The sequence below is a fragment of the Oerskovia sp. Root918 genome, from assembly GCF_001428945.1.
In the GTDB taxonomy this organism is placed as follows: Bacteria; Actinomycetota; Actinomycetes; order Actinomycetales; family Cellulomonadaceae; genus Oerskovia; species Oerskovia enterophila.
Map to the genome: position 1 here is coordinate 201872 of NZ_LMJG01000013.1, position 23248 is coordinate 225119.

Here is a 23248-nt window from a genome sequence, read left to right on the forward strand (position 1 = left end):
TGCATCCTCCTGCCCGACGACGTAGCGTCGCAGGGTAGTCGACGTCACCCTGCCGAGGAGGCCCCATGGTCAAGCTCCGTCAGTACATCCCGCGCGTCGCCGCGGGTGCGTTCATCCTCAACTCCGGGCTCAACAAGAGGAACGCCGACGAGGCGACCGCACAGGGGATCCACGGCATGGCCGCGGGGACGTTCCCGTTCCTCGAGGACCAGGACCCCGTGCAGTTCACCCGGACGCTGTCCACGACCGAGATCTCCCTGGGTACCGCGCTGCTCGTGCCCTTCGTCCCGACGGGAGTGGTCGCGCTCGGCCTCGGGGCCTTCTCCGCAGGCCTCGTCGCGATGTACCTCAAGACGCCGGGGATGACGGAGTCGGACGGGATCCGCCCCACGCCGCAGGGGATCGGGCTCGCGAAGGACGTGTTCCTGCTGGGCATCGCGGGTGGTCTGCTGGTCGACGCGCTGAGCCGCAAGAAGTAGCCACGGAAATAGGTTCGCCCGCGGTGGTGTTGATCCCGTAGGCTGGTACCACTGACTCGGTGACGCACCGGACGGACGCCTCGGCGGACGGACGGGTGGAATCGGTCGGTGATTGACAACTGCATAGGGGGTGATCGGTTTCGACGGTGGTCGTGCTTCGAGGAGAAGCGGGCCGAGGATGCAGACTTATCTCGTAAACGACGTCTGCAAACCAATAGGTGCCGATTCCAAGCGCACCGACTTCGCACTCGCCGCCTGAGCGAGTCTTCGAAGTCCGTCAGCCCGGGGTTGCTCTCGCCCCGGTTCCTGGCGTCAGCTAGAGAGCCACTGCTTACGACGCTCGTCATTGGCGGCGTAGGGACTCTTAGATGACTGAGCCCGTCAGCACCTTGTCTGTGTGAGTGCTGGGGCCGAGAAAATCAACAGCAGACTGCGCCCGGAGAAGACCTGGATTTGCGTCACCGGACCGGGGTTCGATTCCCCGCACCTCCACCACGTCGCCCTCGGGCGGCGCATCACCCCAGTTGTCACTGCGAAGGGGCCGCCCGTCGGGCGGCCCCTTCGTCGTGTCCGTGGTGCGTGCGCTACCAGCTGTTGGCCGCCCAGGCGGCGTCAGCGTCCGAGCCGTCGAGCCACTCGATGCGCAGCGTCTGCTCGTCGAGCTCGAGGAGTCCGGCCTCCCAGGCGTCGGTCTCGTGCCCGCGCAGGAGGTCCACGCAGCGGTCCTGGTCGTCGCTGAAGGTGTCCGGGCGTGCCGGGTCGTCGAAGTGGACCCTCCACTGGAGGCGTTCCTCGGGATTGACGTACGTCGGGAACGAGTGGGGACCCACGGTCTCCCAGTGCGTGCAGACCCGGGTGACGAGGTGCCCGACCGGGCCGTCGGCGTCGCGCAGGCGTCCGATCCGGCGCCGGTACGTCTCGAGCCGGGCGGTTCCCTGCCCGGGCTTCGACGCCTCATCCACGGCGGTCACCGGCCTCGACGAGCGGCTTGGTCTCGTGGGGAGGGGCGCCCGGCCCCACGTCAGGGCCGGAGAGGGGCGCGCGTCCGGTGTCGGTGGGGCTCCCCCCTGCCCGACGGCGTCGCGTGCGTCGGACGACGACTCTCACCACGAGCGCGACGAGGGCCGCGACGGCGATCCAGGGGAGCAGGACCCCGAGGACGACCACGAGCCCGTCGATCGTCTTCAGGAGGGCGCTCCAGCCGCGGTCCAGACCTCCCAGGAACCCGGCGGGCCGGATCGTCGCGGCAGGGGCCTCGGCGACGACCTGGATGTGGAGGGTCGACATGTCCACCCGGTCGGTGAGCGAGGCGCGCTGCGACTGGAGGCTCTCGAGCTCGGCCTGGCGCGCGGTGAGCTCCTTCTCCGCGGCCAGGAGGTCGGCCGTGGTCGCCGCCTGCCCCATGAGGGCCTCGAGTCGCGCGACGGACGTCCCGAGGGCCTGGACCCGCGCGTCGAGGTCGATGGCCGTCGCCGTGACGTCCTCGGCATCGAGGGAGACGTCCTGTACCTCGCCCACGCCGTCCAGCGCGTCGACGGTGGCGGTGACCTGGGCTGCGGGAACGCGGACCGTGATCTGTCCGGAGGCGTCGGAGCCGGCCTGCGCCGAGTGCTCGGACCGGCTCTCGACCCGGCCGCCTGACGACTCGACGAGCTCGGCGATCGCCTGCACGGCCGCGCGTGGCTCGTCGGTGACCACGGTCAGGCTGCCGGTGGTGATGACCTCACGGAGATCACCTTCGACGGCGCCGTCGAGCTGGATACCGGCTGCCTCGGCGGGCGCCTCCGGTGCGACGTCAGCCGCGCTGTCGGCGCCCGCGGAAGCGGAGCGGGACTCGTCGCCTCCCGATCCGGTGCAGCCGGCGAGCAGCAGGACGGCCAGGAGAGCGGTCCCGAGGACGCCCGACGTGCGAGAGGAGGTGCGCATGCGACGACCCTAGGCGTGGGTTCGCCCGGAGGGTGGGGGTTCGGGCAGATCGTGACCGTGTTGTGAACTGGTCGTCACCGCACCGTCACCGGGCCTCGCGTGTCGGGCCGTGCCGGGTCCGGGAGGTCGGCTGACCCCCCGGACCTGCGGGAACGCTCCCATCCGAGAGGATCCGGTATCGGACGGCGGCTGCGCGGAGCGGTCCGGTCGACCTAGCCGAGCGCGGCCCGCACGCGGGGGGCGACCTCGGTCCCGAGGAGCTCGATCGCCCGCAGCGACTCCTTCTGCGGAACTCCGGAGAGGTCCATCTGGAAGATCTGACGGTCGTGCCCGAGGGCACCGTGCAGCTCGATGATGCGGTCGGCGATCTCCTCGGGCGAACCGATGAAGTAGGCACCTCCGCGTGCTGCGGTGGCGTCGTAGGAGATCCGGTTGGGCATCGGGAAGCCGCGCTCGGCCGAGATCTTCTTCATGTTCTGCAGGTAGTACGGGTAGAAGAAGTCCCTGGCCTGCTTGCCGTCGTCGGCGACGAAGCCCATGGTCGACACCGAGACCTCGAGCGAGGCCGCGTCGTGGCCCGACTGCGCGGCGGCCCGCCGGTAGAGGTCGACGAGCGGTGCGAACTGGGCGGGCTTGCCGCCGATGATCGCGTAGTTGATCGGGAGGCCGAGCACGCCCGCGCGCACGGAGGACTGCGGGTTGCCACCCGTGGCGATCGCGATGTCGAGGTGCTCGCCGCGACCAGGCTTGTCGAACGGCCGGGGGAGGATCACGGCCTCGTCGAGCGCAGGCCGGAAGCGGCCCGACCACGTGACGGGGTTGCCCTCGTCGATCAGGCGCAGGAGGACGATCTTCTCGTCGTAGAGGGCGTCGTAGTCGTCGAGGTCTGCGCCGTAGAGGGGATAGGACTCGATGAACGAGCCACGCCCGGCGAGGAGCTCGACGCGGCCGCCCGAGAACTGGTCCATGGTCGCGAACTGCTGGTAGACGCGCACGGGGTCCTCGGTCGAGAGGACGGTCACGGCGCTCCCCACCGTGATCTGCTCGGTCTGTGCCAGGGCCGCGGAGATCATGGTCGCGGGGGACGAGATCGCGTAGTCCGAGCGGTGGTGCTCGCCGATGCCGGCATAGTCGAGGCCGACCTCGTCGGCGACGCGGATCCGCTCGAGGACGTCGCGCAAGCGCTGGGAGACCGGCATCTGCTCGCCGGTGGTCGGGTCGGGGGCGTTGTCGCCGAAGGTGTAGAAGCCAAGTCGCATGTGTATGCAAACGCATGGAGCGGCGCCTTATTCCCCGGGGCGTCCTGCTCCCGGAGTGATGGGGAAGGATGGGGGCGTGCTCATCTGCTGCGGTCTCGTGACCCTCGACCTGACCCAGGTGGTCCGCGCGCTCCCGGGGCCGAACGCGAAGGTCGTGGCGCTCTCGCAGAACGCGACCTTCGGAGGTCCGGCAGCCAACGCGGCAGCGACGGCCGCGGTGCTCGGCGTCCCCGTCCGGCTGGTGACCGCTGTGGGTTCGGGTGTGCTCGCGGACGTCGTGAGGGCAGAGGTCGCTGCCGCGGGGGTCGAGCTGGTAGAACCCGTCGACCGTGCGGAGGGTGCCGTCCCGCCGGGCGGAGCGAGCGGCCCGGCCGTGTCCACGGTGCTCGTGACCGCGGGGACCGGAGAGCGGGCCGTGGTGAGCACGAACGCGGCGAACCGGCCGGTCGCGCTGCCGGACGGGTCGCTGCTCGACCGTGTGTTCGGACCCCGGCCGAAGGGCCGCGACGAGGGGAGGGTCTCGTCCCTGGAGCGGGACGTCCTGCTCCTCGACGGGCACCACCCGGCGCTCGCCTCGGCAGTGGCGCTTCGAGCGCGAGCCGCTGGGTATGCCGTCGTCCTCGACGGCGGGTCGTGGAAGGACGGGACGGCCGATCTCCTTCCGCTGTGCGACGCGGTCGTGCTCTCGGAGGACTTCCGTGTCCCGGACGTGCCCGTCGGCCGCGTGCTCGACGCGGTCGCAGAGCTCGGCCCGTCGTTCGTCGCGCGCTCGCGCGGGGCGGCGCCGCTCGAGCTGCTCGACAAGGGCGCCAGGTCGACCGTCCCTGTCCCGGTGGTCCACGAGGTCGTCGACACCCTGGGGGCGGGTGACGTGCTGCACGGTGCGTTCGCCGCCGGAGTCGCCCGCGGGGGGGCCGTGGGAGCGCGCGCTCGAGGAAGCGGCCGTGGTCGCCTCGCGTTCCGTGACCTTTCCGGGCGCCAGGGGATGGATCCACCAGAGCGGCGCGTCAGACCGCTGACCAGCGACGACGCACCGCATGCCCGAGGCGCGCGACCTGGCGGCGGGTGCCCGCGGGGTGGCGTAGAGCCTCAGGCTCGTGCCGCATATCGCGGGAGTGTGAACGAAGTACAACGGTTTGGACACGACGCGCTGAACGGGTTGACACGCGCTTAGTAAAGGAGGTCTACTAACAAACATGACAACGGCAGTCACGAGAAGTGCAGCAGCACGGAGGGGTCTGAGCACAGGCCTCCGACCCACCTCCAAGGTGCTCCCCGAGCACGCTCGTGCGCACAACCGGTCGTTGGTCCTCCAGCACCTGTTCCACGAGGGGCCCACCTCGCGTGCGGACCTGGCTCGCGCCACCTCGCTGACGAGGGTGACCATCTCCGACCTGGTCTCGGTGCTCATCGCCGAGGGGCTGGTCGAGGAGCTCGGCATCCGCCCGGGACAGCGCGTGGGCAAGCCCGCGATCCTCATCGGGATGCGGACGAGCGCGTACCAGATCGTCTCGGTCGACCTGACGGACGACGCGCTCATGCGCGGCGCGGTCATGTCGCTCACGGGCGACTTCGTGGTCCGCCAGAGCCTCGCGATCGAGGGCCGTGCCGGCACCGAGCTGGTGGACCTCCTCACACGCTTCTGTCGCGGGCTCATCGCCGTCGCGACGCGCCCTGTCCTCGGCGTGGGCATCGGTTCGCCTGGAGTGGTCGACACCGCCGGGCGCGTCATCGAGGCTCCGAACCGTCGCTGGTACGACGTGCCGCTCGCCGAGCAGCTCGCCGAGAGTCTCGCTCTTCCCGTCCACGTCGCGAACGACGCGAACATCGCCGCGCTCGGCGAGTTCACCTTCGGCGGCGCGGACGGCACCGGGCTCATGGTCCTCACGGTCGGTGAGGGTGTCGGGGCCGGCATCATGCTCGACGGGTCCAGGGTTCGCGGCGCGGTCGACGCGGCCGGCGAGCTGGGGCACGTCACCGTCGTCGACGACGGACTGCCCTGTGCCTGCGGGCGCACGGGCTGCCTCGAGACCATCCTCTCCGTGCCGGCGCTCCGCCGTGCCGTCGAGGGGCTCGACAAAGAAGCTTCCGATGCCGTCCTGGCGTCGGTCGGCAGGCTCCTGGGCATCGCCCTCGCTCCTGTTGTCTCAGCGCTCAACCTCGGCGAGATCCTCATCAGCGGTCCCGCGGACCTGCTCGACGGTCCTCTCCGTGATGCGGCGATCGACACCATCAACGCTCGGACCATGCCGGCGATCAACGCCGGTCTCGAGCTCCGGATGGCTTCGCTCGACGAGGACGTCGTCCTCGCCGGGGCAGCCGTCCTCATCCTGTCCGGCCAGCTGGGCGTCTCGTGAGCTCGTCTCACAGCCGTCGGGCTGACCCGGTCCTGCAGTAATCCCAGTAGCAGTACCGCAGTACCTCCCGTATCACCTCAGGTGGTGTCATCGACGCCGCCACTTCGAATTACCGAGAGGAAGTACCCCAGTGAAGAGGAACCGCCTCGTTGCCACCACGGTGGCTTCGACGATCACCCTGGCGCTCGCGCTGACCGCTTGTGGCTCCGGCGACTCCGGCTCCGGCGACGGCGCTTCGGGCGACGCCGCGAAGACGGGCGACATCCGCGTCTGGCTCGTCGGCACCGACACGCCCGCGGACGCTCGCGAGTACCTCAAGACGACCTTCGAGAAGGAGAACCCCGGTTCTACCCTCACCATCGAGGAGCAGTCCTGGACGGGTCTGGTCGACAAGCTCACGACCTCGCTCGCCAGCTCCGACAGCCCCGACGTCGTCGAGGTCGGCAACACCCAGGCCGCCGCCTTCACCTCGGCCGGCTTCTTCACCGACCTGACGGACAAGTACGAGGCGCTCGGCGGCGACGACCTGCTCCCCGGCTTCGTCGAGGCCGGCACGTACGACGAGAAGTTCTACGCAGCCCCGTACTACTCCGGTGCACGTGCAGTCTTCTACTCGCAGCAGATCGTCGGCGACGGCTTCGTCGCCCCCGAGACGCTCGACGACTACGTGGCGCAGGGCAAGGCCCTCACGACCGACACGCGCTCGGGCATCTACTGGCCTGGCCAGGACTGGTACAACGGTCTCCCGTACATCTGGGAGAACGGTGGCTTCATCGCCGAGAAGAAGGGCGACAAGTGGGAGGCCGGCTTCTCCTCCGAGGGTGGCATCAAGGGCCTCGAGCAGATCCAGGACGTCATGCTGACGGCCTCGAAGGCTCCGAAGGACGGTCAGGAGACCGACCAGCAGATCCCCTTCTGCGAGGGCAACATCGGCTTCCTCTCCGCGCCCACGTGGGTCCAGTGGTCCATCAAGGCTGAGGAGACGGCCGAGGCGCCGGGTTGCGCCACGACCTATGGCTCCGACCTGCACGCCTTCGCCCTGCCGGGCAAGGAGGCCGGCACGGCCGCTCAGGTCATGGCCGGTGGCTCGAACATCGCCATCGCGACCAAGTCCCAGAACCAGGAGCTCGCGCTGAGCGCGCTCGAGATCATGCTGAGCGACGGCTACCAGGAGATCATGGCCACCAACGGTCTGATCCCGGCCAAGGTCTCGCAGGCCAAGTTCCTGCCGGACGACGAGATCACGCAGGCGGGCGCCGCTGCCGCAGCTGCTGCCAAGCTGACCCCGGCTTCCCCGAAGTGGGCCGACGTCGAGGCCAAGCGCTACCTCCAGGACGCATTCGTGCAGCTCGCTCAGGGTGGCGACGTCCAGGCGATCGCCACGAAGCTCGACGAGCAGATCGAGTCGACGCTCAACAGCTGATCCCGGATGGCCCTCCCGTGCGGGAGGGCCATCGACCAGATGCCGCAGGGGTGGGAGTTCCGCGGAGCTCCCACCCCTCGGCATGACTGGACCCCCTCGCACCACCTGCCTCCGCACGGTCCTGCTCGAACCGTGCAAGCCCTCGACGGAGTGAGAAAATGAGCTCATCCACCCTCGAGTCGTCCCCAGCGGTCGAGCTGAAGGACACTCTCAAGCCCCCGAAGAAGCGGTCATCCAAGCTGCCCTGGCTCTTGCTGGCCCCTAGCCTCCTGGTCCTGGCCATCATGGTCGGTTACCCGTTGGTCAACCTCTTCATCATGTCGTTCCAGAAGTACGAGCGAGCCCAGCTCATGGGAGTCCCTGCCGAATGGGTGGGCTTCCAGAACTACACCGACACGCTCACCGATCCGGTCTTCTGGACCGTCCTCGCCCGCAGCTTCGCCTTCATGGTGGTCTGCGTGTTCCTGACGATGGCCATCGGCATCCTGCTCGCGCTGCTGATGATGCGCCTCAACAAGTTCTTCCGTCTGCTCGTCTCGATCGGCCTGCTGCTGGCTTGGGCCATGCCCGCCCTCGCGGCCGTGATCGTGTGGGGCTGGATCTTCGACACCCAGTACGGGGTGGTCAACAACGTGCTGACGAAGATCACCGGAGACAACTGGATGGGCCACTCGTGGCTCATCAACCCCTTGATGTTCTACATCGTGGCTGCCCTGATCATCGTCTGGCAGAGCGTGCCCTTCGTGGCGTTCACCATGTACGCCGGTCTGACCCAGGTTCCCGGTGAGGTCCTCGAGGCCGCCTCGCTCGACGGGGCGACCCCGGCCCAGCGCTTCCGCCTGATCATGGTGCCCTACGTGCGGAGCATCATCGTCGTCCTCATCATCCTGTCGATCATCTGGGACCTGCGCGTCTTCACCCAGATCTTCGTTCTCCAGGGCATCGGCGGTATCGCCGAGAAGACCAACACCATCGGCGTGTACATCTACCAGATGGGCATGGCCCAGGGGCACTACGGAACCGCAAGCGCGATCGCGGTGATCCTGGTGTTCATCATGATGGGGATCTCGTACTACTACGTGCGTCAGACCGTCAAGGAGGAAGAGCTGTGAGCACCCTCAACCCGACCGTCGCAGGGACCGCCACGACGGCACCTCGATCCTCGGGGAGCGGCCCGCGCAAGACCCGTGAGGGACAGCGCAAGAAGGTCTCGAACGTCGTCTACAGCGTGATCGCCGTGATCGTCTTCGCGGCCTCGGCCTTCCCGGTCTACTGGATGATCAACTCGTCCTTCCTGCCGACGAACATGATCCGCAGCACGGACCTGACGTTCTTCCCCGGGTCCTCGTTCACGATCGACAACTACAAGAACGCGATCTTCGACCAGGAGCGCGCACCGTTCCTGCCCGCCCTGGGCAACTCGGTCATGGTCACGTTCTTCGTCCTGATCGTGTCCATGGTCCTGGCCTTCCTGGCCTCGCTCGCCGTGACCCGGTTCAACTTCAAGGGCCGCAAGGCCTTCATCATCGCGATCCTCGCGGTCCAGATGATCCCGGGCGAGGCCATGATGATCTCGATCTTCCGGATCATCGACGGGTGGCAGCTGCTCAACTCGATCATCGGCCTGGGCATCGTCTACCTGTCGGGTGTTCTTCCCTTCACCATCTGGACGCTGCGCGGGTTCGTCGCCGGGGTGCCGGCCGAGCTCGAGGAGGCGGCCATGATCGACGGCTGCTCGCGCGCCAAGGCCTTCTGGCGGATCACGTTCCCCTTGCTGGCGCCGGGCCTCGTGGCGACGGGAGTCTTCGCGTTCATCCAGGCCTGGAACGAGTTCGTGATGGCGTTGATCATCATGACGCGACCGGAGTCCATGACCCTGCCGCTGTGGCTGCGCACGTTCCAGCAGGCCACGCAGGCCACCAACTGGGGTGGCCTGATGGCCGGCTCGGTGCTGATCGCTATCCCGGTCGTCATCTTCTTCCTCATCGTCCAGGGGCGGATGACCGGCGGTCTCGTCTCAGGTGCGGTGAAGGGCTGACGTGAGTGAGGTGAGCACGGCTACCTCGTCGCTCGGCGAGGCAGCCGCACTACCGGGCGGCCATTCGGTCGGGCTGGACGTCGGTGGGACCAAGGTCCTCGGCGTCCTGCTCGGACCGGACGGAGCGATCGAGGGGTCGGTCAAGCTGCCGACCGTCCGCGGCCCGCAGGGCGTGGTCTCGAGCGCAGCCCAGGCCGTCAGGTCCCTGACGGACGCGGCGGGCCTCGCGCCCGCCGCGCTCGCGGGCCTCGGCCTGGGCGTGCCCGGGCTGGTCGACCCGGAGAGCGGATCGGTGATGCACGCGGTGAACCTCGGGATCGAGGGAGAGCCGTTCGGGCTCGCCCACGAGCTCTCGGCCCTCTTCGGCGGGATCCCGGTGGACGTGGACAACGACCTGAACGTGGCGGCGCTCGGCGCCTCGCACGCCATGGGCCCGGACGGTCAGGACCTGGCGTTCCTCGCGCTCGGGACGGGGCTCGCGGCAGGCATCGTCCTGGGTGGCGAGCTCCGACGAGGCGTGAGCGGGGCTGCTGGTGAGATCGGACACATCCCCATCAATCCCGAGGGTCCGCTGTGCGCGTGCGGCCAACGAGGCTGTGTCGAGACCTATGCTTCGGGGACCGCGCTCAGCGCGCGGTGGCCCTCGAGGTTCGGTCGCCCGGCCCCCGCGGAGCTCTTCGAGGCGGCAGCGGCCGGAGACTCGGAAGCGCTGAGGATCAGGGACGAGTTCGCCGCCGCGGTGGCGAGTGCGGTCCGCATCCTCGAGCTGACGGTCGACGTGCAGCACGTCGTCCTCGGGGGAGGGGTCACCGGTCTCGGCCAGCCTCTCCTCGACGTGGTGCGCAGCGCGCTCGTCGCGCAGTCGAGCACGTCGCCGTTCTTGTCCTCCCTGGAGCTCGAGAAGCGTGTCTCTCTGGCTCCGAGTGATGTGCCCGTTGCCGCGGTGGGAGCAGCCATCGCCGGCCGTAGGAAGGTGTCCTGATGGAAGTTGTCATTGCCCCCGCCGATCAGCTCGCGGTGCTCGCCGCAGACGCGATCGACAAGCTGGTCCGCGCGACCCCGACCGCAGTCGTGGGCCTGGCGACCGGCTCGAGCCCGTTGAAGGTGTACGACGAGCTGGTCCGGCGCCACACCGAGGAAGGGCTCTCGTTCGCGCAGGCCAAGGCCTTCATGCTCGACGAGTACGTCGGGATCGCGGAGGACCACCCGGAGCGCTACCGCAACGTGATCGAGAAGGAGATCGCCTCGCGCGTCGACTTCGCTCCCGGTGCGGTGCAGGGGCCTGACGGCAACGCCGAGGACCTGGTCGCCGCGTGCGCCGACTACGAGCGCAAGATCGTCGACGCAGGGGGCGTGGACCTGCAGATCCTCGGGATCGGCACCGACGGGCACATCGCGTTCAACGAGCCGGGCTCGTCGCTCGCCTCGCGCACGCGTATCAAGACGCTGACGGCCCAGACGCGTGAGGACAACGCGCGCTTCTTCGGCGACGACCTCGCACAGGTGCCGCAGCACTGCCTCACGCAGGGGTTGGCGACCATCATGTCGGCCAAGCACCTCGTGCTCCTCGCCTCGGGCAAGGGCAAGGCTGAGGCGGTCCACCAGCTCGTCGAGGGCCCGGTGTCCGCGATGTGGCCCGCGACGATCATGCAGATGCACCCGCACGCGACCGTCCTCGTGGACGACGCCGCGGCCTCGCGCCTGCAGCTCGGCGACTACTACCGCCAGACGTTCCTCTCGAAGCCGGAGTGGCAGGGCCTCTGACCCCAGCTCTCCCAGGCCACCCCTCCGGGGAGGCCGCAGGACAACCCGCCGACCCTGGTCACGCCCCTGACCCGGGTCGGCGGGTCTCTTCTTCCCCGACGTAGACTCGAGACCATGATCGAACCCCTGACCACCCCCACCAGCGGACCCGCCGCAGGCAGCCCGGCCGGACCGGAGCCGCTCGTTCCGGACAGCGACCCGAACGGCGGGACGTCGACGAGCGTCCTCGAGCGCACGGAGACCACGGCCGAGGTCGAGCCGGGGGATCACGAGCGTTTTGCGCACTACGTGCGCAAGGAGAAGATCATGCAGTCGGCGCTGTCCGGCAAGCCCGTGATCGCCCTGTGCGGCAAGGTCTGGGTCCCGGGCCGCGACCCCAAGAAGTTCCCGGTCTGCCCCACGTGCAAGGAGATCTACGACGGCCTTCGCGCCCCGCAGGACGGCGAGGGTGATTCCGGCAAGTGAGTGGACAGCCTCTCTCGAACTCGTCCGCTCGCCCGTCCTCGAACCTTCCCCCCTCGGCCCCGCTGGGGGCCTCGTCGGCTGCTGCCTCGCACCTGTCGCCCGCGTTCCCCCGCCGTGCCCCGTGGGGCACCGCCTCCAAGCTGCGCGCATGGCAGGCAGAGGCGCTCGAGACCTATCGTGCACGCGCCCCGCGTGACTTCCTCGCGGTCGCTACCCCTGGCGCCGGCAAGACGACGTTCGCGCTGCGCGTCGCGACCGAGCTCCTCGAGCAGGGTGTCGTCCGGCGCGTGACGGTCGTCGCGCCCACCGAGCACCTCAAGCACCAGTGGGCCGACGCGGCCGCGCGCGTCGGGATCCGGATCGACCCGAACTTCCGCAACAGCCAGGGCCGCCATGGCGCGGGCTACGACGGGGTCGCTCTGACGTACGCCCAGGTGGCGGCCAAGCCGGCGCTCCACACGGCGCGCACCGAGGCCGAGCGGACCCTGGTCATCCTGGACGAGGTCCACCACGGCGGCGACGCGCTGTCCTGGGGAGAGGCGGTCCGGGACGCTTTCGAACCCGCGACCAGGCGCCTGGCGCTGACCGGTACGCCGTTCCGCTCGGACACCGCGGCCATCCCGTTCGTGACGTACGAACGAGGGGCCGACGGGATCCGGCGCTCCTCGGCGGACTACACCTACGGCTACGGCGACGCGCTGCGCGACCACGTCGTGCGCCCGGTGATCTTCCTGTCCTACTCGGGGCAGATGCGGTGGCGGACCAAGTCCGGTGACGAGGTCAGCGCGCGCCTGGGCGAGGCGCTGACCAAGGACATGACGGGCCAGGCGTGGCGGACCGCGCTGGACCCGGAGGGTGAGTGGATCCCGTCGGTCCTGGCCGCCGCGGACAAGCGTCTGACCGAGGTCCGTCGGGCGATCCCCGACGCGGGCGGCCTGGTCATCGCGACCGACCAGACCGACGCGCGTGCCTACGCAGGGCACCTGGCTCGGATCACGGGGAAGTCGCCCACGGTCGTGCTGTCCGACGACGAGGGCGCGAGCGGGCGGATCGACGAGTTCTCCGACGGCGACGCCCGGTGGATGGTGGCGGTCCGCATGGTCTCCGAGGGAGTCGATGTCCCCCGCCTCGCCGTGGGCGTGTACGCGACGTCGACCGCGACGCCGTTGTTCTTCGCCCAGGCGGTGGGGCGGTTCGTGCGTGCCCGACGCCGCGGTGAGACCGCGTCGGTCTTCCTTCCGAGCGTGCCGCACCTGCTGGCGCTCGCGAACGGCCTCGAGCTCGAGCGCGACCATGCGCTCGACCGCCCGCTCACGGCCGAGGAGCAGGGGGACATGTACAACCCCGAGGACGCGCTCATGGCAGCCGCGAACCGGGAGGACAAGGCGTCCGACGACCTCGCGGACGGCATGCAGGGCTCGTTCCAGGCGCTCGAGGCGCAGGCCTCGTTCGACCGCGTGCTGTTCGACGGGGGAGAGTTCGGGACCGAGGCCGACGTCGGGTCGGACGAGGAGCAGGACTTCCTGGGGCTGCCCGGTCTGCTGGACGCGGACCAGGTGACGAGCCTGCTGCGTCAGCGCCAGGCCGACCAGATGACCGCCCGGACCAAGAAGGCCAAGAGCTCGGAGGCCGAGCGCAGCGAGCTCGAGCACCGGCGGGCCGCCGAGCTGCGCAAGGAGCTGTCCCAGCTCGTCGGCGCGTGGGCGCGCCGGAGCGGGCAGCCGCACGGCACGGTCCACACCGAGCTGCGCCGCCGGTGCGGTGGGCCGGAGGTCCCGCTCGCGACGGTCGCTCAGCTCGACGCGCGCGTGGCCGTGCTCCGCGGCTGGTTCGTGGGCAAGAAGTAGCGGTCGTCGTCGCGGCGCGCTCCGCGACCGCAGAGGGCCCGCACGCTCGGTGAGCGTGCGGGCCCTCTCGCGTCAGTCGAGGCGGCGCACCACGGTCGGCAGCGCAGGGTCGCCCGCGGACAGGCGCCGGGCGCCGCGAGGAAGCTCCGCGCGTGCCTCGGCGTGGCGCCTCGCCGCGTTGTGCACGCCGTACGCGCCGATCCAGCGGGAGTCGACCGCGCCGTCGACGACGAGCGGGACGTGCAGGGGACGCAGGTCCTCGTCGGCGTCGGCCTCCCAGGCCGCGACGACGTCGTCGGGCCCGGTGACGAGGACCTCGGCGACGGCCCGCCCGTCGTCGCCGAACTGGCGGGCCGCGGACTTGCGACCACCCGTGCTTGTCTTGGCGGTCGATGCCTTCGCGACGGGCTGCAGGATCCCGTCGGCGTCGGCGCGGGACACGAGCTTGTAGACCATGCCGCACGTCGGGGCGCCCGAGCCCGTCACGAGCGAGGTGCCCACGCCGTAGGCGTCGACGGGCGCCGCCGCGAGCGCGGCGATCGCGTACTCGTCGAGGTCGGAGGTCACGGTGATCCGGGTGTTCTGGGCGCCCAGCCCGTCGAGCTGCTTGCGGACCTCGACGGCCTGGATGCCGAGGTCCCCGGAGTCGAGGCGGACGGCCCCGAGCCCGGTCCCTGCCGCGGCGATCGCGTTCTTGACGCCTTGGCGCACGTCGTAGGTGTCGACGAGGAGCGTGGTCCCCGCCCCCAGGGAGGCGACCTGGGCCGCGAAGGCCGAGGGCTCGTCGTCGTGCAGGAGCGTGAACGCGTGCGCGGCGGTGCCGATCGTCTCGATCCCGTACCGGCGCCCGGCCTCGAGGTTGGACGTCCCCGCGAAGCCGGCGACGGCCGCGGCGCGCGCCGCCGCGACGGCTGCGTGCTCGTTCGCCCGCCGCGAGCCCATCTCGAGGCAGGGGCGCTCGACGGCGGCGCTCGTCATGCGCGAGGCGGCCGAGGCGACCGCGGAGTCGTAGTTGAGGATCGAGAGCACGAGCGTCTCGAGCAGGACGGCCTCGGCGAACGTGCCCTCGACGACCATGACGGGGGACTGGGGGAAGAACACGTCGCCCTCGGCGTACCCGGTGATCGAGCCCGTGAACCGGTAGCCCGCGAGGTAGTCGAGCGTGCGGTCGTCGACCACGCCCGCCTCTCGGAGCCAGTCGAGCTCGAGGTCGGTGAACCGGAACGTCGCGAGCGACTCGAGGACGCGACCGGTCCCGGCGAGCACGCCGTAGCGGCGTCCAGCGGGCAGGCGTCGCGTGAAGACCTCGAAGAGGCAGTGCCTCTCGGCGGTGCCGTCGGCGAGCGCGGCCTGGAGCATCGTGAGCTCGTAGCGGTCCGTCAGCAGCGAGGTCTGGGCGGAGGGGGCGAACGGGGCACGGTGAGCGGCCGGGGCGCCGGTGCCCGGGCGGTCTGCGGGACTCATGTGCCCAACCTAGGGCAGAAGCGGCTCGGGGGGCGTGCGTGCCCGCACGAGCGGGCGCACGCACGAGCCGGCCGGGGCGCCCTGCACCCGCGTTCAGGGCTCCCACCTGCGCATGGACGGCGCGCGGCGGGTGGTGGGGCACCGCATAGAGTGGGGTCGTGACTGGAACGGCGACAGCGGGGCCTCGCCTCGACGAGGAGATCGACACGCGGGAGGGGCTCTCCCTCGCCGACACCTGGGTGACCCTCGTGTGGAACGACCCGGTGAATCTCATGAGCTACGTCAGCTACGTCTTCGAGAGCTACTTCGGGTACAGCCAGCAGAAGGCCAAGACGCTCATGCTCCAGGTGCACCACGAGGGCCGGGCGGTGGTCTCGTCCGGTGGGCGGGAGAAGGTCGAGGTGGACGTGCAGGCGATGCACGAGTTCGGGCTGTGGGCCACGATGCAGCGGAGCGGGGAGTAGTGCGCCCGTTCCGTCGGGCGCGCCGCGGCTACGTCGCGGAGCTGAGCGCCGCCGAGCGGCTCGTCCTCGCGCACGTCGTGGGTGACGTCGTCGAGCTGTTGCAGGAGCAGGTGGGCCCCGGGAGCGAGGAGGTCGCGCCGCCCTTGGAGGCCGCGACCATCGAGGGCGTCGCTCCGCTCTCCGCGCCTCCCGAGGAGGTGCGCGCGCCCACGGACCCTGCGGTCCGCCGTCTGCTCCCTGACGCCGCTCCCGAGGACGCGGGGGTCTCGGCCGAGTTCCGCCGGTTCACCCAGGGCGACCTGGCGGCCGAGAAGTCGCAGCGGCTGCTGCTGCTCGCGGACCTCCTGCTCGCGGGGGACCCGCAGGACGCGGAGGCGCTCACGCCGCTCGTCGTCCGGCCCGACGACGCACGTCGCGTCGCGGGGGCCCTCACCGACGTCCGGGTCGTCCTGGCGGAGCGCCTCGAGCTGCGCACCGACGACCAGGTGGAGGACCTGCACGACGAGGTGCTCGCACGCGAGGCCGCTGACGTCGAGGAGGACGAGGGCGCTCCCGACGCCGCCAGGCGGTTCCTCGCGAGCGTGTTCCTCATGTCGGGCTGGCTCCAGGAGTCGCTCGTGGACCTGATGCTCGCCGAGGTCCGCCGCTCGCCCCGCTGAGTCGCGCAAACGACCTAGCATGCTTGTAGGTCACTCGCCACATTTCTGTCAAGATGCGCAGAGGGTGAAGTGGTGTCAGGATTGTCCTTGTTGAACCGGGACGTCCGCGTCCCGGCCGAGAGAAAGAGGGACAACATGCCTACGTGGCTCATCATCCTGCTCGTCGGAGTCGTGCTGCTCGTGTTCGGTGTGGCCGTCGAAGCAGCGAAGTTCCTGATCTGGCTCGGCATCATCGTGCTCGTCGTCAGCCTCGTCGTGGGGCTGATCGGACGGGGCAAGGCGAAGGTCTAGGCAGCCCGGGTCGCCGTCCTGACAGGCAGACCCGGGGCCAGGGCCGGAGGGCGCCGCACGTACGTGCGGCGCCCTTCGTCGTGCCCGGCGCCCCTTGTGTCGGTCGACACAGGGGTGCCGGGGCGCCGGAGACGTCCAACCGGGGTGGGCGGCACTAGGCTCGACCCCGTGAACGACGCACCCATCGGCATCTTCGACTCGGGAGTCGGGGGACTCACCGTCGCCCGCTCGATCCTCGACCAGCTGCCGAACGAGTCGCTGCTGTACATCGGGGACACGGCGAACAGCCCGTACGGGCCCAAGCCGCTCGCCGCGGTGCGAGCCATGGCGCTCTCGATCATGGACCAGCTGGTCGACGAGGGCGTCAAGATGCTCGTCATCGCGTGCAACACGGCGTCGTCCGCGGTGCTGCGCGACGCGCGCGAGCGGTACACGGCGCGCTACGGGATGCCCGTGATCGAGGTCATCCTGCCCGCGGCGCGCCGCGCGGTGGCGGCGACCCGCACGGGGAACATCGGCGTGATCGGGACGCGGGGGACCATCGAGTCGCGCGCCTACGACGACGCGTTCGCCGTGGCCCCGGGGCTGCGGCTCACGTCGCAGGCCTGCCCGGAGTTCGTCCGCCTCGTCGAGGCCGGGGTGACCTCGGGCCCCGAGGTCCTGGAGATCGCGCACGAGTACCTCGCACCGGTGCGCGCCGCCGGGGTCGACACCCTGGTGCTCGGCTGCACGCACTACCCGCTGCTCGCGGGCGCCATCTCGTACGTCATGGGCGACGAGGTCACGCTCGTCTCGAGCGCCGAGGAGACCGCGAAGGACGTCTACCGCACGCTCGTGGCGCACGGCCTCGAGCGCTCGCGCGAGGCAGGTGCGCCGCGGCACCGCTTCCGCGCGACCGGGAGCGCCGAGCCCTTCGACCAGCTCGCGCGTCGGTTCCTCGGGCCCGAGGTCTCGCTCGTGGAGGCCGTCTGATGCGGCTGGTCGTCGTCGGCTGCTCCGGCTCGTTCGCCGGCCCCGACTCTCCTGCGTCCTCCTACCTGGTCCAGGTGCCCGCCGCGGACTCGCCGGACGGGCGGGAGTGGAACCTCCTGCTGGACATGGGCAACGGCGCGCTCGGTGCGCTCCAGGGGATCCTCGACCCGCGCCGGCTCGACGCGATCGGCCTGTCCCACCTGCACCCCGACCACTTCGTGGACGTCTGCGGGCTGTACGTGTACCTCAAGTACCACCCGGACCGGCTCACGGCGGCGGCCGCCTCGGGCACGGGAGCGGACGTGGCCCCCGTCGCCCCTGGTGGGTCCGCCGACCAGGCCACGGCGGGCACGCTGCCCGTGTGGGGCCCCTCGAACACGGCCGAGCGGATCGGGGCGACCTACGGCCTGGAGGCGGGGGAGTCCCTCGAGTCCCAGTTCGACTTCCGGGCGTGGGTCCCGGGGCAGGTCGTCAGTGTCGGCCCGCTCGAGATCGAGCCGTTCCGCGTGTTCCACCCGGTCGAGGCCTACGGCGTGCGCGTGACCGGGCCCTCGAGCCTGGCCCCGGGGGAGCGGGTCACGCTCGCGTACACGGGCGACACCGACGTCTGCGACGGCGTGGTCGAGCTGGCCCGTGGCGCCGACCTGCTCCTGGCAGAGGCCGCGTTCCACGAGGGGCGCGACGACGCGGTCGACCGCGGCATCCACCTCACGGGACGGCGGGCGGGCGAGGTCGCCACCGCGGCGGGCGTCAAGCGCCTGGTCCTCACCCACCTGCCCGCGTGGAACGACAAGCGGGCCGCGCGCGACGAGGCCACCGCGGTCTACGCGGGTCCGGTCGACCTCGCCGCGACGGGCCGGGTCTTCACGCTCTGAGCCCGGATAGGCTGGCTCCATGACTTCAGCCTCCACCTCCCAGACCGTCCGCGCGGACGGCCGCGCGCCCGACGAGCTCCGTCCCGTCACGATCACCCGGAACTGGCTCGACGCCGCCGAGGGCAGCGTGCTCGTCGAGTTCGGCCGCACGCGCGTGCTGTGCGCGGCCTCGTTCACCGAGGGCGTGCCGCGCTGGCGCAAGGGCTCGGGTCAGGGCTGGGTCACGGCCGAGTACTCGATGCTGCCGCGCGCGACCAGCACCCGCAGCGACCGCGAGTCCGTCAAGGGCCGCATCGGCGGGCGCACGCACGAGATCTCGCGCCTCATCGGCCGTTCGCTGCGTGCCGTGATCGACGTCTCGGCGCTCGGCGAGAACACGATCGTGCTCGACTGCGACGTCCTGCAGGCCGACGGCGGCACGCGCACCGCGGCCATCACGGGCGCGTACGTCGCGCTCGCGGACGCCGTGACCTGGGGCAAGAAGCACGGCGCGATCAAGGGCGGCAAGAAGGTCCTCACGGACTCGGTGTCGGCCGTGAGCGTCGGCATCATCGACGGCACGCCCATGCTGGACCTGCCCTACGTCGAGGACGTGCGCGCGGACACCGACATGAACGTGGTGGTCACGGGCTCGGGCGACTTCGTCGAGGTGCAGGGCACGGCCGAGCACGCGCCGTTCAACCGCACCGAGCTCGACGTCCTGCTGGACCTCGCCCTCCACGGCACGTCCGAGCTCGCGATCATCCAGCAGCTCGCGCTCGACGAGGCGTCGCGGTGAGCGCTGCGTCCGGCGTGAGCGTCCCGGCCGGCGCACGGCTCGTGCTCGCGACCCACAACGTGGGCAAGCTCGCCGAGCTGCGGGCCATCCTCGCGGCCCAGCCGGGCCTGGACCTGCCGCCCGAGGCCGTGGTCTCGGCGCGCGAGGTCGGAGCGCCGGAACCCGTCGAGGACGGCGTGACGTTCGCGGAGAACGCGCTCATCAAGGCTCGAGCGCTGGCTGCGGCGACCGGCCTGCCCGCCGTGGCGGACGACTCGGGGCTCGCGGTCGACGTCCTGGGCGGGGCGCCGGGGATCTTCTCGGCACGCTGGTCCGGTCGTCACGGCGACGACCAGGCGAACCTCGACCTGCTGCTCGCACAGCTCGGTGACGTTCCCGCCGGGCACCGGGCTGCGGGCTTCGTGTGTGCTGCCGCGCTCGTGACGCCGGGTGGGGGAGAGTGGGTGCGCACCGGTGAGATGCGTGGCACGCTCCTGACCGCCCCGCGTGGCGAGGGCGGGTTCGGCTACGACCCGATCCTGCTCCCCGACGGCGAGACCCGCTCGGCCGCCGAGCTGTCGGCCGCGGAGAAGAACGCGATCAGCCACCGCGGCAAGGCGTTCCGCGCTCTCGCGCCGCAGGTCGTCGCGGTGCTCACGGGGACGGCCGTCGACGAGGTCCAGGTCCAGCCGCTCGCCTGAGCTGCGCGTGGCGACGGCCTGCCTGGTCGCCGGGGTGCCCCGGTCGCCGGGGTGCTCCGGTCGCCGGGGTGCCCGGTCGCCGGGCCACCGGTCGGATCGGCGACGAGCGTCCGAGCGAGCGCGACCTCCGGGTCGCGCTCGCTCGGACGTCGAGCCGCACGTCGAGAACGACGTTCCGTGCGCTCGACCACGATGTTGCGGCCGCCAGACCGGGCAGAACGATCTCCACCTCGTTCTCGGCACCAGGGGGTGCAGGGCATCGAGCGGTGCTCGGTCACGAGACGGGCTACCTTCGCCCGCGCAGGGGGCCCCAAGTCGCGAGACGTACCGCCCTACCGGCGCCCGCGCAGCGTGACCACCAGGAGCGCGACGAGCCGCCAGCCCACGAGCGTCGCGAGCAGGAACGCTGCCGACACCACGAGGAACGCGGTCGCCAGCCCTTCGCCCGTGGCCCAGCGCAGCGCCATCCCTACGACCCACGTCGTGACCCACAGCACGAGGCCCGTCGGCCAGGCCGCGATCGGCCGGCGCCACGCGCGCAGCAGGACCCAGCCCGCGGCGAGGCCCACGAGGAACGGCCAGGCGATCGACAGGACCGCGGTCAGCGGGCTGTCCGCGGAGTGCGTCGCCCGGCCTCCCGCCGCGAACGCGAGGACCGCGACGACGTCGAGCACGACGGCCAGGGCGACGACGCCCGTCCGGACGGTCGGGCGGGTCGGGTTCGGGGCGGTGGCAGGCGTCGAGGTCATGGCCACGACGCTACCGGAGCACCACCCTCTCCTGGCTCCCCGCGGCGCCCTGCCCGCTGTTGCGCGGGCCACGTCCACGGCCGGGACGAAGGCCAGGCTGGAGGCAAGTGCGCGCTCGCCCGTCGGCTCCCTCTAGGGTTGACCCGTGCACCTGGCTGTCGACGACCTCTCCTTCTCCTACCCCGGACGCCCCGTCCTCTCGGGCGTCTCCCTGCGCGTCGCCCCCGGCACGCGCCTCGGCGTGGTCGGTGAGAACGGCAGCGGGAAGTCGACGCTCCTGGGCGTCCTGGCCGGGACGCTGCCGCCCGGCGGAGGTGACGTGCGCCGCCAGGGCTCGCTCGCCGTCGTCGAGCAGGAGCTCGTCCCGCTGCCCGGTCAGACCGTGGGCGACCTGGTCCGCGACAGCCTCGCGACCGTGCGCGCCGTGGGAGCGGAGCTCGACGCCGTGACGCGCGACTTCGACCACGAGCACGGCAGCCTCGCCGAGCTCTCGGACGTCCTGGCCCGCGCCGAGCACCTGGCCGTGTGGGACGCCGACCGTCGCGTCGAGGTCGCGCTGTCCCGGCTGGGCGCGTGCCGCGACCCGCACCGCGAGCTCCTGACGCTCTCGGTCGGCGAGCGCTACCGCGTGCGCCTCGCGTGCCGCCTGGCCGAGCGCAGCGACCTGCTCCTGCTCGACGAGCCGACCAACCACCTCGACACGAGCGGCATCGACTTCCTCACGGGCGAGATCGTGGCGTGGGGCGGCGGGATCGTCATGGTCACGCACGACCGCCAGCTGCTCGACGACGTCGCGACCGAGATCCTCGACCTCGATCCCGCGATGGACGGCAAGCCCGTCCTGTACGGGCAGCCGGGCTACCTCGCCTACCGCTTCGCCAAGAACCAGGCCCTGCACCGGTGGCGTCAGCGCTACCGGGCCGAGCGCAAGCGTGCCGAGAAGCTCGCCGAGCGCCTCGACGCGTCGTACGAGGGGCTCTCCGACGAGTGGCGACCCGCCAAGGGGAGCCAGAAGCACCGTCGTGCGACGCACGCGCGCATCCACGTCAAGGCCGCGGACCGGCTCGTGCAGAAGCTCGAGGCCGAGGCCGTCGAGGTGCCCGTGCCCCCGCTCGAGCTGCGCTTCCCCGACCTGCTGGCCATGTCGCCCGGGTGGGCCCCCGACCTGTCGCTGCTCGAGGTGCGCAGCCCGCGCGTGGACGCGGGGCCGCGCGAGCGTCAGAGCGAGCCCGGCGGCCGTCCCGACGGCGACGACGTCCCGGCTACCGCTGCAGCACCCGCCGGTGCCCGGCTCGATCTGCCCGGGACGCGCATCGCGATCCCGCCGTCGGGACGGCTGCTGATCACCGGGCCGAACGGGTCGGGCAAGTCGACCCTGCTCGCGGCGCTCGCGGGAACGGTCCGGCTCGACCGCGGCACGCGGTCCGTCGCTGAGGGGGTGCGGGTCGGGATCGTCGCGCAGGAGGGCCCCGTGCTCCCGCCGGGCGCCGAGGAGCGCACGGGCTTCGAGGAGTACGCGCAGGAGGCGCTCGACCTGCTCTCGGCCGGGACGCTCGACCCGGACCACCTGGTGCCCGTCGCGTTCCTCGGGCTGCTGACCGAGGAAGACCTGGACCGCCCGCTGCGCGAGCTGTCCGCGGGGCAGCGTCGGCGCTTCGACCTGGCCCGCGCGCTGCTCGCGGTGCCGCACGTCCTGCTGCTCGACGAGCCGACCAACCACCTCTCGATCGACCTGGTCGACGAGCTCACCCAGGCGCTGCGCGTCACGCCTGCGGCCGTGGTCGTCGCGACGCACGACCGCAGGATGCGCGAGGACTTCGCGGACTGGCCCACGCTCGAGCTCTAGAGCGCGCCGCTCAGAACCCGTTCTCGGGGTCGCCCAGGAGCTGGGCCACGTGGTCCGGGACGTAGTTCGCCAGCTCGCGCGGCGGGCGCACGTAGCTGCTCGACGCCTGGGGGCGGTCGGGCAGCACGACCTTGTCGTGCGGCACGTCGACGTACGGGATGGTCGAGAGCAGGTGGGCGATCATGTTGAGCCGGGCGTTCTTCTTGGAGTCCGACTCGACGACGAACCACGGGCTCTCGGGGACGTCGGTGTGCACCATCATCTCGTCCTTGGCGCGCGAGTAGTCCTCCCAGCGGTGGATCGACTCGAGGTCCATGGGGCTCAGCTTCCACTGACGCACCGGGTCGGACAGACGTGAGCGGAAACGCTTGAGCTGCTCGGCGTCCGAGACCGAGAACCAGTACTTGCGCAGCAGGATCCCGTCGTCGATGAGCATCTCCTCGAAGACCGGGGTCTGGCGCATGAAGCGCTGGTACTCCTGGGGGGTGCAGAAGCCCATGACCTTCTCGACGCCTGCCCTGTTGTACCAGGAGCGGTCGAACAGCACGATCTCGCCCGCCGCCGGCAGGTGGGCGATGTAGCGCTGGTAGTACCACTCGGAGCGCTCGCGCTCGGTGGGCGTGGGCAGTGCCGCGATGCGGGCGACGCGGGGGCTGAGGTACTGCGTGATGCGCTTGATCGTGCCGCCCTTGCCCGCGGCGTCACGACCCTCGAAGATCACCACGACCCGAGCGCCCGTGGCCTGCGTCCACTGCTGGAGCTTGACGAGCTCTGCCTGGAGCCGGAACAGCTCGGCCTCGTAGACCTCACGGGACAGGGACGGGGCCTTGTCCTTCTTCGACTTCTTCTTCGACGTCTTCGACATGGCGACACGCTACCGCCGCCAGGGGGCCGCTCCGGCAGGCGCGCGAG

General features: G+C 71.0%; 24 protein-coding genes and 1 other RNA gene. 19 read left to right on the forward strand and 6 right to left on the reverse strand.

Annotated features, from left to right (window positions below; all coding sequences use genetic code 11):
• Nucleotides 1–65 precede the first annotated feature (65 nt).
• Nucleotides 66–479: a hypothetical protein gene (locus ASE27_RS12065; protein WP_056650455.1), complete on the forward strand. Its 414-nt coding sequence runs from the start codon at nt 66–68 to the stop codon at nt 477–479.
• A 126-nt stretch (nt 480–605) separates the two neighbouring features.
• Nucleotides 606–974, forward strand: a transfer-messenger RNA (tmRNA) gene (gene ssrA / locus ASE27_RS19820).
• A gap of 89 nt (nt 975–1063) precedes the next feature.
• Here ssrA and ASE27_RS12070 read toward each other — a convergent pair.
• The 3 genes from ASE27_RS12070 to ASE27_RS12080 all read right to left on the reverse strand — a co-directional run bounded on the left by ASE27_RS12070 (nt 1064) and on the right by ASE27_RS12080 (nt 3664).
• Complete coding sequence (locus ASE27_RS12070) at nt 1064–1441, reverse strand: hypothetical protein (protein ID WP_157257580.1); 378 nt, start codon at nt 1439–1441, stop codon at nt 1064–1066.
• A complete protein-coding gene (locus ASE27_RS12075) occupies nt 1434–2405 on the reverse strand; it encodes a DUF4349 domain-containing protein (RefSeq protein ID WP_056650459.1) in 972 nt (323 codons plus the stop codon). The genes ASE27_RS12070 and ASE27_RS12075 overlap by 8 nt, the downstream gene beginning before the upstream one ends.
• Nucleotides 2406–2617: 212 nt before the next feature.
• Nucleotides 2618–3664: an LLM class flavin-dependent oxidoreductase gene (locus ASE27_RS12080; protein ID WP_056650462.1), complete on the reverse strand. Its 1047-nt coding sequence runs from the start codon at nt 3662–3664 to the stop codon at nt 2618–2620.
• Nucleotides 3665–3740: 76 nt separating this feature from the next.
• Between ASE27_RS12080 and ASE27_RS12085 the strand changes: the two genes are divergently transcribed.
• From ASE27_RS12085 to ASE27_RS12125, 9 genes are all read left to right on the forward strand, one after another.
• Nucleotides 3741–4838: a PfkB family carbohydrate kinase gene (locus ASE27_RS12085; protein ID WP_056650465.1), complete on the forward strand. Its 1098-nt coding sequence runs from the start codon at nt 3741–3743 to the stop codon at nt 4836–4838.
• A gap of 22 nt (nt 4839–4860) precedes the next feature.
• A complete protein-coding gene (locus ASE27_RS12090; protein ID WP_056650467.1) occupies nt 4861–6021 on the forward strand; it encodes an ROK family transcriptional regulator in 1161 nt (386 codons plus the stop codon).
• Between the two features lie 130 nt (nt 6022–6151).
• Nucleotides 6152–7444, forward strand: a complete 1293-nt coding sequence (locus tag ASE27_RS12095) for an extracellular solute-binding protein (protein ID WP_082608873.1) — start codon at nt 6152–6154, stop codon at nt 7442–7444.
• A gap of 158 nt (nt 7445–7602) precedes the next feature.
• The gene (locus ASE27_RS12100) at nt 7603–8556 is read left to right on the forward strand and encodes a carbohydrate ABC transporter permease (RefSeq protein ID WP_056650470.1); all 954 of its coding nucleotides are present in this window, start codon (nt 7603–7605) and stop codon (nt 8554–8556) included.
• Nucleotides 8553–9482, forward strand: a complete 930-nt coding sequence (locus ASE27_RS12105) for a carbohydrate ABC transporter permease (RefSeq protein WP_056650473.1) — start codon at nt 8553–8555, stop codon at nt 9480–9482. The genes ASE27_RS12100 and ASE27_RS12105 overlap by 4 nt, the downstream gene beginning before the upstream one ends.
• 10 nt (nt 9483–9492) lie before the next feature.
• A complete protein-coding gene (locus ASE27_RS12110) occupies nt 9493–10464 on the forward strand; it encodes an ROK family protein (protein ID WP_056650476.1) in 972 nt (323 codons plus the stop codon).
• Complete coding sequence (gene nagB, locus ASE27_RS12115; RefSeq protein WP_056650479.1) at nt 10464–11246, forward strand: glucosamine-6-phosphate deaminase; 783 nt, start codon at nt 10464–10466, stop codon at nt 11244–11246. Before ASE27_RS12110 ends, nagB begins: the two co-directional genes overlap by 1 nt.
• 114 nt (nt 11247–11360) lie before the next feature.
• Nucleotides 11361–11711 carry a DUF3039 domain-containing protein gene (locus ASE27_RS12120; RefSeq protein ID WP_056650482.1) on the forward strand — a complete coding sequence of 117 codons (351 nt, stop codon included), beginning with the start codon at nt 11361–11363 and terminating at the stop codon, nt 11709–11711.
• Between the two features lie 62 nt (nt 11712–11773).
• Complete coding sequence (locus ASE27_RS12125) at nt 11774–13558, forward strand: DEAD/DEAH box helicase (protein WP_056651390.1); 1785 nt, start codon at nt 11774–11776, stop codon at nt 13556–13558.
• A gap of 72 nt (nt 13559–13630) precedes the next feature.
• Here the strand turns inward: ASE27_RS12125 and ASE27_RS12130 are convergent, their stop codons facing one another.
• Complete coding sequence (locus ASE27_RS12130; RefSeq protein WP_056650485.1) at nt 13631–15022, reverse strand: nicotinate phosphoribosyltransferase; 1392 nt, start codon at nt 15020–15022, stop codon at nt 13631–13633.
• A gap of 200 nt (nt 15023–15222) precedes the next feature.
• Between ASE27_RS12130 and clpS the strand changes: the two genes are divergently transcribed.
• From clpS to rdgB, 7 genes are all read left to right on the forward strand, one after another.
• On the forward strand, nt 15223–15486 hold the full coding sequence (gene clpS, locus ASE27_RS12135) for an ATP-dependent Clp protease adapter ClpS (RefSeq protein ID WP_056651395.1): 264 nt from the start codon (nt 15223–15225) through the stop codon (nt 15484–15486).
• Complete coding sequence (locus tag ASE27_RS12140; RefSeq protein ID WP_056650488.1) at nt 15486–16145, forward strand: DUF2017 family protein; 660 nt, start codon at nt 15486–15488, stop codon at nt 16143–16145. Before clpS ends, ASE27_RS12140 begins: the two co-directional genes overlap by 1 nt.
• A gap of 135 nt (nt 16146–16280) precedes the next feature.
• Nucleotides 16281–16436 carry a hypothetical protein gene (locus ASE27_RS20640; RefSeq protein ID WP_168210118.1) on the forward strand — a complete coding sequence of 52 codons (156 nt, stop codon included), beginning with the start codon at nt 16281–16283 and terminating at the stop codon, nt 16434–16436.
• 168 nt (nt 16437–16604) lie between these two features.
• The gene (gene murI / locus ASE27_RS12145) at nt 16605–17408 is read left to right on the forward strand and encodes a glutamate racemase (protein WP_056650490.1); all 804 of its coding nucleotides are present in this window, start codon (nt 16605–16607) and stop codon (nt 17406–17408) included.
• Nucleotides 17408–18283, forward strand: a complete 876-nt coding sequence (locus ASE27_RS12150; RefSeq protein WP_056650492.1) for an MBL fold metallo-hydrolase — start codon at nt 17408–17410, stop codon at nt 18281–18283. Before murI ends, ASE27_RS12150 begins: the two co-directional genes overlap by 1 nt.
• Before the next feature lie 19 nt (nt 18284–18302).
• Nucleotides 18303–19061 (forward strand): ribonuclease PH, encoded by a 759-nt coding sequence (rph, locus tag ASE27_RS12155; protein WP_056650494.1) that lies wholly within the window; start codon nt 18303–18305, stop codon nt 19059–19061.
• Nucleotides 19062–19075: 14 nt separating this feature from the next.
• Nucleotides 19076–19741: an RdgB/HAM1 family non-canonical purine NTP pyrophosphatase gene (gene rdgB / locus ASE27_RS12160; protein WP_056651398.1), complete on the forward strand. Its 666-nt coding sequence runs from the start codon at nt 19076–19078 to the stop codon at nt 19739–19741.
• A gap of 332 nt (nt 19742–20073) precedes the next feature.
• On the opposite strand, the gene ASE27_RS12165 is transcribed toward rdgB, so the two are convergent.
• Nucleotides 20074–20490: a DUF3054 domain-containing protein gene (locus ASE27_RS12165; RefSeq protein ID WP_082608876.1), complete on the reverse strand. Its 417-nt coding sequence runs from the start codon at nt 20488–20490 to the stop codon at nt 20074–20076.
• A 145-nt stretch (nt 20491–20635) separates the two neighbouring features.
• On the opposite strand from ASE27_RS12165, the gene ASE27_RS12170 reads away from it, so the two are divergent.
• Nucleotides 20636–22336, forward strand: coding sequence for an ABC-F family ATP-binding cassette domain-containing protein (locus tag ASE27_RS12170; RefSeq protein WP_056650498.1), 1701 nt, complete (start codon nt 20636–20638; stop codon nt 22334–22336).
• A gap of 10 nt (nt 22337–22346) precedes the next feature.
• Here the strand turns inward: ASE27_RS12170 and ppk2 are convergent, their stop codons facing one another.
• Nucleotides 22347–23201, reverse strand: coding sequence for a polyphosphate kinase 2 (ppk2, locus tag ASE27_RS12175; RefSeq protein ID WP_056650501.1), 855 nt, complete (start codon nt 23199–23201; stop codon nt 22347–22349).
• Nucleotides 23202–23248 lie beyond the last annotated feature (47 nt).

What these genes read in the sequence shown, in the direction of transcription:
- ASE27_RS12100 (WP_056650470.1), top strand. Translation starts at nt 7,603, where the DNA reads ATGAGCTCATCCACCCTCGAGTCGTCCCCAGCGGTCGAGCTGAAGGAC.
- ASE27_RS12075 (WP_056650459.1), bottom strand. Translation starts at nt 2,405, where the DNA reads ATGCGCACCTCCTCTCGCACGTCGGGCGTCCTCGGGACCGCTCTCCTG.
- ASE27_RS20640 (WP_168210118.1), top strand. Translation starts at nt 16,281, where the DNA reads ATGCCTACGTGGCTCATCATCCTGCTCGTCGGAGTCGTGCTGCTCGTG.
- rph (WP_056650494.1), top strand. Translation starts at nt 18,303, where the DNA reads ATGACTTCAGCCTCCACCTCCCAGACCGTCCGCGCGGACGGCCGCGCG.
- ASE27_RS12165 (WP_082608876.1), bottom strand. Translation starts at nt 20,490, where the DNA reads ATGACCTCGACGCCTGCCACCGCCCCGAACCCGACCCGCCCGACCGTC.
- nagB (WP_056650479.1), top strand. Translation starts at nt 10,464, where the DNA reads ATGGAAGTTGTCATTGCCCCCGCCGATCAGCTCGCGGTGCTCGCCGCA.
- ASE27_RS12090 (WP_056650467.1), top strand. Translation starts at nt 4,861, where the DNA reads ATGACAACGGCAGTCACGAGAAGTGCAGCAGCACGGAGGGGTCTGAGC.
- ASE27_RS12130 (WP_056650485.1), bottom strand. Translation starts at nt 15,022, where the DNA reads ATGAGTCCCGCAGACCGCCCGGGCACCGGCGCCCCGGCCGCTCACCGT.
- ASE27_RS12150 (WP_056650492.1), top strand. Translation starts at nt 17,408, where the DNA reads ATGCGGCTGGTCGTCGTCGGCTGCTCCGGCTCGTTCGCCGGCCCCGAC.
- ASE27_RS12120 (WP_056650482.1), top strand. Translation starts at nt 11,361, where the DNA reads ATGATCGAACCCCTGACCACCCCCACCAGCGGACCCGCCGCAGGCAGC.
- ASE27_RS12080 (WP_056650462.1), bottom strand. Translation starts at nt 3,664, where the DNA reads ATGCGACTTGGCTTCTACACCTTCGGCGACAACGCCCCCGACCCGACC.
- ppk2 (WP_056650501.1), bottom strand. Translation starts at nt 23,201, where the DNA reads ATGTCGAAGACGTCGAAGAAGAAGTCGAAGAAGGACAAGGCCCCGTCC.
- ASE27_RS12065 (WP_056650455.1), top strand. Translation starts at nt 66, where the DNA reads ATGGTCAAGCTCCGTCAGTACATCCCGCGCGTCGCCGCGGGTGCGTTC.